Annotated in this window: 6 protein-coding genes; all 6 read right to left on the bottom strand. The window is 64.7% G+C overall.

Going from position 1 to position 12389, the window contains the following annotated elements; translation table 11 throughout:
- Positions 1-280: 280 nt before the first annotated feature.
- Genes IV113_RS24725 through IV113_RS24700 form a run of 6 tightly spaced genes read right to left on the bottom strand, consistent with a single transcriptional unit; the run spans position 281 to position 12387 of the window.
- Positions 281-754 carry a DUF2514 family protein gene (locus IV113_RS24725; RefSeq protein ID WP_291090887.1) on the bottom strand — a complete coding sequence of 158 codons (474 nt, stop codon included), beginning with the start codon at positions 752-754 and terminating at the stop codon, positions 281-283.
- Positions 751-1287, bottom strand: coding sequence for an N-acetylmuramoyl-L-alanine amidase (locus tag IV113_RS24720; protein WP_291090885.1), 537 nt, complete (start codon positions 1285-1287; stop codon positions 751-753). Before IV113_RS24720 ends, IV113_RS24725 begins: the two co-directional genes overlap by 4 nt.
- Positions 1284-1688, bottom strand: a complete 405-nt coding sequence (locus IV113_RS24715) for a hypothetical protein (protein ID WP_291090883.1) — start codon at positions 1686-1688, stop codon at positions 1284-1286. The genes IV113_RS24720 and IV113_RS24715 overlap by 4 nt, the downstream gene beginning before the upstream one ends.
- Positions 1670-4057, bottom strand: coding sequence for a right-handed parallel beta-helix repeat-containing protein (locus IV113_RS24710; protein ID WP_291090881.1), 2388 nt, complete (start codon positions 4055-4057; stop codon positions 1670-1672). Before IV113_RS24710 ends, IV113_RS24715 begins: the two co-directional genes overlap by 19 nt.
- A gap of 60 nt (positions 4058-4117) precedes the next feature.
- Positions 4118-10594: a hypothetical protein gene (locus IV113_RS24705; protein ID WP_291090879.1), complete on the bottom strand. Its 6477-nt coding sequence runs from the start codon at positions 10592-10594 to the stop codon at positions 4118-4120.
- A complete protein-coding gene (locus tag IV113_RS24700; RefSeq protein WP_291090877.1) occupies positions 10594-12387 on the bottom strand; it encodes a hypothetical protein in 1794 nt (597 codons plus the stop codon). Before IV113_RS24700 ends, IV113_RS24705 begins: the two co-directional genes overlap by 1 nt.
- Positions 12388-12389 lie beyond the last annotated feature (2 nt).

Below are 12389 nucleotides of genomic sequence, written 5' to 3'. Positions count from 1 at the left end.
AGCAGAGGACTCATAATCCTTTGGTCGTTGGTTCAAGTCCAACACGGCCTACCAACCAATTCAAGCGTGTAACGCTACGGTATTCGTAGCGTTTCCGCATCCCTTTCCGCGTGGGTTTCCGCAAAACAAAAGAAAAAGCCCCCCTGACTTGTGAGGTCAGGGGGCAAATCCAACAAGCAGAGTGGCAACTGCGGTAGTTGGAACTGGAGACAATCTGTTCAAAAATACAGGGCCCACACCAGAGTAGCGAACGCTGCGAGCCAGATCAGACCGACGATGATCATTGCGTCAGCGCGCCGTGGATGCCTTGGCAGGTGAGGCCGGCAATCCGGCTTCGGTCAGCGTATTGCGCAACTCGTTCCTGAGCCTCATCAAGCCGGCGCTGCACGTCGGCAAGCACTCGTTCGGTGGCTTCGGCTGCAGCGCTTCCGCCGGCAGTGGTGGTATCGGTGGTGCAGGCGAGACGACGGGCGCGGGCGAGTTCGTCGCGCAACCGGCCGCCAGCATCAGCAGCGCCAGCGACAGCGCCCTCCAAGTCGTTGACTTTCTTCCGGGCATCTTCAACCTCTTTCTGTACTGCCGCAGTGCGGCGGGTTCCCTCGTCGATCGAGGCCTGCACGGCACGCGCTGATTCGCGTTGCCAGTCCACGCGCTGGGTGATCAGTTCCATCTGGGTGCTGTGCAGCCGGTAGGTCTGCAGCGCTGCGGCGGCGCCCACCACCAGAACAGCACCGATTGCGGCCTTGGTGATCACGATTGCCCCCATCCGGCCGGTGCCAGGCTCTCAGCGATGGCTGATGCCACCAGCCACTTCCGGTCGAGGTACTTGGCCAGCTCTTCCGGGTTGCTGATGAAGAACACCTCCACCACCAGGCCACCCACGCGCACGAAGCCCAGACGGCCCCGGGCGCTCTGTGCTTGGTCGATCCACCCACCGGCACCGCGCACCGGGATCTCCAGCGTGTGGGCGATCCTGCGCGCCAGAGTGCGGGCCATGTCTTTCTGCGATGGCAGGCTGATGACCTCCACACCGCGGGCGGTTGGGTTCTCCACCGCGTTGGTGTGCAGCTCGATGGCCACGTCCGAGCCAGGGACCAGCGTGAGCGCGTGAACGAGAGGCAGGTTCTGCCAGCGCGCGCCGTCCGTCTTGACCTGGTGCCCCATTACGTGCAGCTTGGCGGCCACGATGTCGCGCAGCTCGGTCATGAGCGCTGCTTCGGTCTCGCCAGTTTTCGCGACAGCGCCAGGATCTCCAGCACCGTGCCCGGCCGTGACTGTGAACTTCATTTCAGAACCTCCTTCACATCGCGGGCGAGTTCGCCCAAGTCGTGGTCTTTGCGCTTGTCGGCCCAGGCGAAGCCCGCGCGCACGATGACCCAGCCCGGCAGGCCACAAGCGAAGATCAGGCCGCCCAAGGCCATGAGCCCGACAACGCCTCCGACGGCCAGGTGCTGCAACTTCAGGTACTCCACCGCCATGGCGCCTCCACCCACGCTGGAGACCACTGTGCAGATCAGGGCCATGGTCCATTCCCGTTTGCTCTTGGGCTGCACCCAGAGCATCACGACGATGGCCGCGAGTCCGGCGGGGATGCCAAATGCAACGGCGGCTTTGTACAGCAGGTATCCGCCTGCTGCGGTCGACGAAGTCGGCTCGCTCATGCCGCTGCTCAGCTGAGAAGCGTCCATGCGCCGCCATCCGTCTGCACGGTGTAGACCCCGCCACCGCCGCTGGCGGTGCGTCGGTAGATCGAACCAGCGCGGTATCCGGCCGTGGGAACAGGATCTGCGGCGATGTTCAAGAGCAGCGAGGTACCGCTAAATGCCACCGCCGGTACGAAGGCCGCGAGGGACGCGATCTGAACCATCTTGACGTTGTGCAGTTCGTTTAATGAAGCAGCCGTGCCCTCCGTCAACCCGCGCAGCGTGATGTTGGCGCCAAGCCCGGACGCAGCGCTGGCGACGAGATCTCGCACCACCACGCCCACGCAGCTGACCAAGAGGACCACAAACCATGTTTCAGCTCCAGGCGCGCTGTAGTCGACCCAGACATTGATGTCTGAAATTTGAGCCTGCGTCAGTGAAACTGCGGAAACCACGCGCACACCGACCCCACCAAGAATCCGGGCGGTGATTCCACTGATCTGGCACTGGATGCCGGCGCTGCCGCCGACCTCGATCACGCCCAAGGAATCCCGCACCGCGCCGTAGTAGCTCACATTGCGAATGACGTTGCCCGAGTGCGTGGTGCTCGCCACGATCCGCACGGCCTGCGCCTTGCCGGTGGCCACAAACATCGAGATGTTCTCGACGATGTTGTTGTTCATCGCTACCGCGGTCACGTTGGTGAGGTCGATGCCGATCACCGTCTGGCCAGCCACGGTATCTCCGTTGCCGCGAATGCTGATGTTGCTGACGATGCACTGTTCGGGATCTCGCAGGCTCACCGCTGCGGCCACGTCTCGCGGGTCCAGGCCGGCGGTCTTCTCGGTGTAGTGGGTGTTGTTGGTGATGACGTTGCCGCGTCCGCTGGCCGCGACACCCACGTGGCAGCGATTGAACGCGCAGCCCGAGAGGACCATGCCGCTGGTGTAGTTCGAGTACACCCCGTGATCCCACATGCCGTCGAACAGACAGCCGCTGACCACCACCGCCTGCGCCGTCTGCCCTACACCGTAGTTGCCAATGAACACGCCGGTGGTGCAGGCCTTGATCCTGCAGTCCTGCGCGCGGAAGTTGCCGAATGAGGCCTCGGTGCCGGGGTCGAACAACACACCAAAGTGAAAGGTGGTTGTCAGCGGGAACACCGGCGATGGCTGGTTGCCGTCGATCACGCAGCCCTGCACGGTGGCGTTGTTCACGTCCTTCACGCCGATGCCGATGCGCCGGATGTTGAACAGTCGGGTGTTGAGCGCGGTGAAGTTCTGACCGGTGACCCAGATCACCCCGTACGTGGGCGTAGTTGCGCCCGTCCCCGGATCCCAAGCGGCCGGGCCGATGAAGCCGCCCCCCAGCCCGCCTTCCACGGTGCAGTTGTCACCGCTGATTCGCAGCGCCATGAAGTCCGGCGTGTTGTGCAGGATCGATGCGTTGTGGTCGAGCAGCACCCGCACGTTGTTGCCGGTGACCACCAGGCTGGTGCTGATCACGTAGGAGCCTGCGGGGAAGTACACGGTCTTTCCGGTGAGAGAGGCGTAGTCCAGGGAAAGTTGAATCGCCGCCGTGTCGTTGGCCACGCCATTTCCGACTGCACCAAAGTCCAGGACGCTGATCTGCTCGCGGGCCTTGCTTTCCAGAGGACGCATGACAGCACCGACACCAGCCTGCTGAAACCCAAGCAAAGAACTGCTACCTGAGACGAATGCGTCGGCCACGATTTGCACTTCCGGTGCGATGCCGGCCACCGTGACGACGTCGTCGTCGATGGCGGCCACGGCGACTACCTCAGCATCGATTGCGGCAACGACCGGAACTGCGGGGGAGATGGCTGCTACCGTTGTGATGTCTGCTGCGATGGGCGCAAGCGTGGTCACGTCGGCGGACACATCCGCGACGCTGATCACAGCTCCTATGTTCGCGACGATGGTCTGCAACCCGGCGATGTTGGCCGACAGTACGGCGATCGCCTCGTTGAGGTCAGCCGCGTCGCCAGCAGACACTGGCACCTTGGCGCAGCGGTCCACCTGCTCTTGGATCTGCTGGGCCAGAATTGCAAGACGATCGAGAGCGTCCTCGACCTGCTGCGCGCGAAACGCGCCACCGTCCGGGAGATCCGCAGGTTGCTCGTAAGACAAGCTGCCAATCAGTGTTACCTTGGTGTCAACTGTCGGGGCGACCAAGTAGGTCACCGTGCCGCCGGGTGTGCTTTCCTGGTCGGGGTTGAGGGAGACCGTGTAGTCGGAATTGAGCACCGCGTCGGTCTCGACCGACGTGTCCACATTGAGCTGCACGACGCGCACGCCGGTCTCGTCGAATACCTTGAAGTCGAAGGGGAAGGCCGTGTTTGCGCCGTCTCCGTCGTATGGACCGGCTCGGCGCGGGGTTGCTGGTACGGTCATAGAGGGCGCTCCTGCGAGTTCCGGGAATTCTGGTTCCCGAACTCTCGGATATGGGCACGCCTACTGCCTGCTCTCCGGACTCACTGCCCCCGTCAAAAGACCCCGCGCTAAGTCAGCGCCATCGGTCGGTTCTACTCGGTCGTCGGCCACGGCGGCGAGGTAGCCCAACGGTCGGGCCAGCGCATGCGCCGGGAGGCCCGTCGCCAAGCTGATGGCGCTGGCCACGTCGCGCACGGCGGTGCGGGCGTTGCCGTCTTCGAACAGCGCCTTGTAGACCGTGGTCGGTGCGCCCACGGCGCCTTCAAGGATGCTGACCGCCGGTGACAAGCTGATCCGGTCGTCGGCGGGGTTGTCGTTCAAGCGCGCCAGGCCGGCGTTGATGGCTTGGCCCACGAAGGGCACCATGGCGAGACTGCCCTTGATCGTGCCCATGCCGATCACCGACGCGATCCAGTCGTCGAGGTACCAGCCGTCCTCGTCGTCATCTTCCGGGCCGCCCCGGAAGGCGACGGCAATCGCCTCAGCCACCCAGATTGGCACCAGCAGGCCCATGGTGACCACGTACAGCGCCTTGCCGGCGCCGCGTTTGAGGCCCACGTCCCGGGCGATCTTGGTGAGCTCCGCACCGTTGGTGTTGGCGAGCATGTTGAAGTAGCTCACGAACTGGGTGAACATGCGCGCGGCTGCCGGGCCCGTCTCGATTCGGCTCACGTCCTCGGGCAGCGTGCTGCCTTGCGTCTGGCGCACTGCAGCGTCGCCGGCTTTGACCGCCTCGACGTCGGACTCGCCCGCTTCCAAGGCTTGGTTGTAGGCACCCATCCACACGATGGGCGACATGACGTTGTCGGCCGCCGACTGCAGGAAGTAGGCGTGTCGTTGCGACCAGGCCTGCGCTTTTTCGTAGGTCGTGGGGTTGAGCAGGATGTCGTTCATCGCGTCGTTGATGGCCGCGATCTCGTTCTGCATGCGGTCGCGCATGTAGATGGATTGCTCGGCCACGAAGTCGGCGGTCTTCTTCGGGTTTGCGATGTACTGCCCCGTTGCCTGCAGCAGCTTGCGGGGCTTCACCTTCACGGCGGCCAGGGCAAAGCCCGTGATCTGCTGCGCGGTGTTAGACACGTTCGCGAACATGAGCGACATGCCGGCGCGGTTGCGCATGGCCGAAAGAACCTTGGAGATGCGACCGTCACCCACGACGGGGGTCTCGACCTGCTGGCGCGCGGAGCGGTTGAGCCACGGGATCAGCGCGCCCTCGTAGGCCGCCGGATCCAGTTTGGACAATCGGCTGCTCACGCCCTTGTCGCGCAGAAGGCGGTTCACGTCACGCACCGCCGGCTCCATGTGCCCGAAGAGCAGCACCTTGTCCAGATGCTGGCCGATGGTGCGCAGGTCCAAGATCAGAGGTCGGTTGTATTCCGTGCGGCCTTTGGTGAAGCCGCGGTTCGTCGACGGGAAGGAGAACGCCATGTTCTCGTTCTCCATCTGCGCAAGCGAACGCAGCGCGGCGTCGGTCACGATGCGCGGATCGGCTTGCGCCGGCACATAGCCGCCCTTGTATGTGCCGAATGGTGTGTCAAAGGCGTTGGCGGTGACCTCGTCGAAGTAGCGTCCGAACACGTCGCGGTGCGCCTTCTGAGCCAGCGGCTTCGTGCCCTCCAGCAAATCCCAGACCCCTTGGGCGAAATCGTAGTGACCCTTGGCGAGGACGCCGTCGCGGTGCATGCGCTCGATGAAAGCATCCCAGCGCGCCGTGTCGAGCGCGCCGTCCGGGGTCTCGGTCGCCCAGCCTCGACCCAGCAGCAGCTTGCGCTTGTTCGATTCGTTGCCGGTGTGCAGGATTGCGTGCAGCAGTTCGGCATGCCCGATACCGTTGTGGCCCCGGCCAAAGGTGTAGTTGAGCTCAGGCGCGGCGATCTCGCCAGGCCGCAAGGCTGGTGCCACCTTGTCGATCAGAGCTTGGTACTGCTTGCGGAACTTGACCCGATCCGCACGGTAGCGATCCGCCGCCGCCTTCACGGGCCCGTAGACCAGCTTGGTAAAAACGCCGCGGCCACCGTCCATGGCTTCCGACCACTGCTCCATGCGCCGCGTCAGCGCGCGCGCGAACTGCAGCCACCGCGTGCGCTCCTCTTTCGGGGTGATTGCGCTCGCCTGGCCCGGGATCTCCAGCGGGACACCGAGTGCTTCCATGCGCGCCTTGAGCTGGTCGGCAGCTTCCGACAGGTCCATCAGATCCCCGTCGACCTCCATCTGGCGCGATCGACGCGCGAGCTGCTGCATCGCTTCGACCTCAGCCACCAGGGCGCCCAACTCATCCATGGTGAGCTGGTCGTAGGGCTTGGCGTTGGCGAGCGTGGCTTCCACTGGCCCCTTGAGCACGCCATAGAGTTCTGGGTCGTTCTTCTCGACCACGGCGAGGTACTCAACGGCGGTCTTGCCGATGCGCGGCGCGAGGCCGTAGGCGGCGAGGATCGCGCGCGTGGCGGCCACGACGTCGGGGTCGTAACCCCGGGTCACCAGTTTTTCAGAGTTCCCCCGCAACACGCGGGTGAACAGCGTTTCGGCCTTTTCAACCTGCTGCTGCGCATCGAGCAGCGCGCGGTACACCTCGTGGTTGAGCAACTGGTCCTGCTTGGCCTGTACCGCCGCGCGTGTGTCGCCCTTCGCGGTGGCCGCTGCCCACTCTTTGCCAGCGCGGCGTTCGGCCTGAAGGTGCGCGAAGGCGGACGACTTGAGGTCGGCGATCTTCTTGCGGCCGGCCACGTTGGTGGCGAACTGGCGCGCTGCTTCCAGCGTGGCGTTGACCGTGAGCATGCGCCCACCTCGATCAAGCTGTCCGGTCTCGCGGCGGTTCGTCAGCAACTCGCGCTGCGCCGCCAGCTCGGTGGCCAGTGACTTCGCGCGAGCCTCGTTGTGCACAGCTTCGGTCGCGGCTTCCTCTATGGCCCGTTGATCGACGAGGTCGCCGTGGCGCTCCAGCATGCGCAGATCCGTGCGCGCCTGGACAACCTCGGTCAAAGGCTCAGCCTCCAGGATGGCGCGCACCAGCGCGTCGCCATTGGCAAACCCGAACATGTCGGCGGCCACGTCGGGGTGCACGCCGGTTTTGCCAGCCATGCGGCGGTCAACCAGAGGCTTCCAGTCGATCAGGGCGTAGCGATCGCCTTCACCCATGTAGAGCGATTCGAGGCCCTCAATGCTCAGCTTCGTGTCCTCACGCAGCCAGCGCATCGCCTTGTAGATCGGCACCTCTTCCACCTCGGCGCGGACCTCTGCCTCCATGCCCTTGCGCAGGTTGCGTGCTTGAGCTTGGAGCTTGGCGATGGCCTTGGAACGAGCGTTGACCGCCCACTTGAGGTCGCGCAGGCTTCGGGCCTGCAGCTTCTCGACCGCCTCATCGGTCGCCTCTTGGGCTGGTTCCATCGCTGCCAAGGACTGGGCCTCCGAGATCTGCTCATCGGTGGCCAGCAACCGGTCCATGACACGTCGCACGTCATCCGAAAGCTGAAGGCTTCGGGTCTCGTTGAACGACTGCAGAGAGCGGTAGACGCGTGTCAGGAAACTGCGGAACTTGCGAAAGAGCGCGCGCAGATCGCGGCTGGGCGCGCGGCCCTCCAGGAGGTACTGCTCAAAGCTCTCCGCGAATCGCTCGTGGTGCGGACGTTGCTGCTCCAGGCTCATGCCCTGCCAGGTCTGCAGGTCTGGAATCCCGAACCATTTAAGCAGGGCGTCCATGTCGGCGCGAACTTGAGCAGGCGCGTCAGGTTGAGCCGCGATGTCCGCGGTTACCTCAAGGAAGAAGTGCCCCGTTTCGTGGAGGAACGTCGAGAGATCAGCGCCGTCGTTGAGCGTGATCAGCAGCTGCTCAGGGCTGAAGGTGCCTTTTGCGCGTTGATAGAACGTCCCACCAAGGCTTTCGCCTGGTTCGCCCTGCTGCCGACGAAGGTTCGCCAGAATTGCTCGTCGTGCATCCGGGCCTTGTAGAAGGGCACGGAGGAGAGCCGTTCTTTGTACAGTGGTGCGGCCCGGCGCACCAGGTCCTCGAACTCCTGGCTCGAAATCCAAGATGGCGCGGATGCCCACGTCATCAAGTGGCGTGCCGTCGGGCTGCTGGAACTGCTGGCTGTTGACATCGAATTGCACCTCGGAAGTGGTGAGCGGGGCGCCCGCCTCAGTGGCAGCGACCGAAGCCTCCACCATTGACCGAATGTTACCGGTGGTGTCGCCTGGCGTCCACTGCAGTGCCGGGATCCCCAGCTCGCTGTTGCCTTTGAGTTGATCCGGGTGCGGTGCGAGGTGATCAGTCGTGCCGTATTTCACGGCCGAGGACAACATGTTCTCCAACCGGCGGCGCATGGCGGCCGGGCTCACTCCGTTCGGGTCACCGATGAACACCAAACCGTTGTTGAATGCGTAGTTGGCGGTGAGGTCGTAGATGGCGCTGCCCCCGCCACCTTCGCCGATGGCCGAGACGTTGATGTAGATCTCCTGCCCATCGCGGGTGATCGTGCCCAGTTGCCCATCGGGCGTGCTCACGACCCACGACTCCGTGCCTTCGCGGTCGGGCGTGGTGTTGGCGAGCATCCACTCGGTGCTGTCGGCAGCGTTGCGGTCGACAGGGCGAACCTCCAGCCCCTTCTCTGTGGCGAGTTGCGAGATATCGGCAGCGTCGGACCGAGGGAGTTGAAAGAGGTTTTCGCCGCGGCCCAACTCCAGCAACGTGGTGGCGATGTCTGTTTCCGCGCCAGACTGATCGAGCACCTGCGCCGCCGGGGCTTGGCTCTCTCCAGCCACGCGCAGCGGGTAACGCTGGTATGCCTGCAACGGGTTCACGCCGAGACGTTGCCCCAGCACGGTGTAGAAGTCCCGCACCAGCGTCGCGTAGGCATCGTTGACCGCAGGGCTGAATCGCGCAGCGGTGTTCAGTTCGGCCAGCACGGTGCCCTTGACCTGTTCGGCCACGGCTTGCGATTGCACCGCGTCTGCGCCGCGTTGGATCACGCGCTCGGCTTCCTGCTGGAGCAGCGATTGCGCCTCTTGACCGGCAGTCTTCGCCTCTGCCGAGGTCATGGCGTCCGGCGACATGCGCAGGTTATCGATCAGTGTCTGCTCCAGGCCGGAGCCTGGCATCACGGTGAGCACGTCGGCGAGCTTGAGCTCAACGGTGCTGTTCGCCGCGAGAGCGTCTGCAAGCTGCTCGGCCAAGCCCGGCATTTGCTGAAGCACTTCAGGCGGCATCTGGTTGAGAACAGCCGCGTCGACATACACCGACTCGGTGCCCGCCTGGCGGGCCATCTCCGCCATGGTGTCGCGAAACTGGGCTGGGTCACGCTCGCGCAGCTTTGACTGCGTCGCCGATTGCAAAAGCTGTTGCATCGCCAGTGCCTGCTGGCCGGCGTCCGTTTGTGCGGCCTGCGCCTGCACGTACCCGTTGAGTGCCGAGTCAACGCCCTTTGCAAGGGTCACGTTGCCGCCCACGCCAATCACCGTGGCGATGAGAGTTTCGGCGGCAGCACTGGGCCGCTCGCCCAGGTAGTCACGGAAAGACTTCTCCGGGTTGAGCACCGCCCACTCGTTCATGTCCTGCAGCACCGTGGCGATCTGTTCGCCCGGCACCTCGAGTGCGATCTGGCGCCCCAGCATCTTTGCGAACCCGGTGTCGACGGCGAGGTCGCCGATCAATCGTTGCAGCGGCAGTTTCTCGGTGGCGTATTCAATGGCCGCGTCGGACGCGCCGTACACCAGGGATGTGAACTGCGACAGGCCCTGATCGCGTGCGCGCTGGTACGAGCCCCCGAGGGATTCCGCCGTCATGCCCACCAGCGCGGCGGCGCCGCCCGCTGGGCCCAGCGTTGCCAGGGGGAGGTACTTCGAGTTTTGAACGAAGGACTGCACGCCCGACGAAACGCCGAAAACGCCGCTGGTGGTGCGGTCCGCGATCTGGGTCTGGCTCTGTGCGATGGAGTCGAAGCCTTCGGCCAGGCGTCGCAGTGGGTTGCCGCCCATCGCCGTGAAGGGTTCGAGAAAATCGAAAGGCACCGCCAGCGTTTCGGCCACGGCGCGGAACGCGCCCGCCGATGCGGAGCTGCTGCGGTGGTAGCCGGCCTTGACATCGCCCGCGAGGCCGCCGCTTCCGTCGGCCCCCATCAGGTATCGAGTGGTCGCCTGCACGCCGCGCTCGATCTGCGACAGCACGCCGACATCATCTTTGGCGAGTTCGGTGAAGCGCGGGTTTGCGAGCCGCGCGCGCAGGACGGGCGACTCCTGAGACGCGGACCAGATCTCGCGCATCAGGGCCTGTGCTTTGGCCGTGCCCTCGTCGGTTTCCACCACCGCGCGCGGCATGCCGGTTACCTGGGCCAGGTAGTTGAGCTGCGCCGCGCGCTCTGGCGTGGTTTTTTCGGTGGCCGTCAGCGATCCGCGCAAGGCGCGCTCTTGCGTCTCCTGCTCGACGAGCGAATCGTAGAAGGTGCCACCGGCCGGGCTTGTCTGGTTGGATGCTGGCTGGGCGGTGAGCTGGTCGTAGAGGTTGCCCATTACCTGGTCTTCTTTTGCTGTTGCTGGAAGTCGTACCAACGACGCATGACCGTGATGTCGTCGCTCGGCTGACCTCGCTCGCGCAGATAGCGCTTCATGTCGACGAAGTCCTGCACGGGTACATCCGACACCCGCAGTTGAACGTTGCTCTTGGGGCCGACGGTGATGTAACCGCGCTCGGCCACTTCGGCGGGATCGGCTTCAATCAAGCCGACTTCGCGGTCGGGCATCCACGGCCGGTCGATCTGCACCCGAGCACTGACCACCCCTTGCGCAACAGTGCGTTTCTCCTGCGCGGACAGCTCACGCTGTTTGATCTTTTGCTCGGCGGCGATGGCGGTGTCGATCGCGTTGCGCGCGCGCATGACGGTGGCCGCGCCTTCCTTGTTCTTGCCCCCCGGCTTCGGGTCATAGCCGGCGGAGAGCAGCGCCTCGTTGAACATGTCGTTGTCGAAGGTGGCGTTCGACAGCTTGGTCTGGTCCTTCTGGTAATCCTGCCAAGCTTTCGAGACCTTGGCGTAGTTCTTCTCGCCCAGAGAGGGGCGCAGCGCGATCACCTCCTCGCGGCTCAGGCGCGACAGGGCGGCGGGGTCGGTGTAGGCGATGGCGGCATCAGACGTGCGCAGCTCCTCCGCCCGCTCTGCGCGTTCGCGGTCGGCCAGGGCATGCGACTGCGCGGCTCGCCACCGGTTGTTAAGCATTTCACCGAACTGGTCACGCTGCTGAGGCGTCATGCGCTGCCAGGCTGGCGAGGCCTGGATCTGACGCAGGCCCTTCCCCCCATTGAGGAGGTCATAGGCGCCTTGGATGCCGGCGGCCTGCTCTTCGGTCTGTCGGCGGTTCCACAGCGAAGCGGCGCGGTCGAGTTCCTGACGCGCGGCTTTGAGCGCGTCGGGCTTGCCCTCGAACTGCTTCACCAGCTTCGCGTCCAGCTCGTCATAGGGCACGACCTCGTGGTACGGCTTGTCCTTCATGGCGCTGCCGAACACGTCACGGGCGCCGACGGCACCTTGCTCTGCGTCGACCGTTTGCGCGAGGCGCGCGCCGATCTCCGCACGCTGTCCACGCGTGAAGCTGTCGGCCACGCCGGGACGCTCGAAGTATTCTTTGGCGCGCTTGGGATCGGTTTGCATCAGGCCGACCACCACGTCGCCGTGCACCTTGCCCACGGCCGTGCGAACCGCCTCGTCGATGGCGTCGGAAGGCATGCCCTTGCGTACCAAGTAGCCGCGGGTGGAGTCGGTGATTTTCTTGATCGATGTGGCCAGCTCGCCTTCGTTGCCGGCCATACCGAAGCCGGCGGCCTCGCGGGCTTCTCGGGCCTGCATCGACTCGAACGCAACTTGTCCGACGCGGTCGGCCTGCTCCAGCTCAAAGGAGCCAGCGCGCCCCGTCGCTTGCCCGCGCATGCGCAACAGGCTGCGACTGACGGCCTTGCGAGTGCGATCGTCGAGTTCAGCGCCGTAGGTCTCGGCGGTCTTTTGCCACCAGCCCTCTACCTCGGCGCGGTAGCCTGCGGCCTTCTCACCTTGTCGGTTGGGCAGCGTCTGTTCCTCGAAGAGCTTGTACTCCTCGGCGATCTTGTTCTCGACTTCGAAGGCTTTTTCGAGCGCGCGGCGCTCCTGCAAGCGTTCGAGACCGGCGCCCATATCCGCAAGGCCAGCGCCGGCTGCAGCCAACTGGCGGCCCTGGACTCCGCCGAAAGCCGCGTCGCTGCGCGCGCCTTGCTGGGGCGCGAACTGCAAAGCCTCGGATCGGACTTTGGGACCCTGGTAGGTGGGGACGGTGGCCATGA

Source organism: Hydrogenophaga sp., assembly GCF_018780385.1.
In the GTDB taxonomy this organism is placed as follows: Bacteria; Pseudomonadota; Gammaproteobacteria; order Burkholderiales; family Burkholderiaceae_C; genus Hydrogenophaga.
This window is presented reverse-complemented; position numbering and strand designations above follow the sequence as displayed.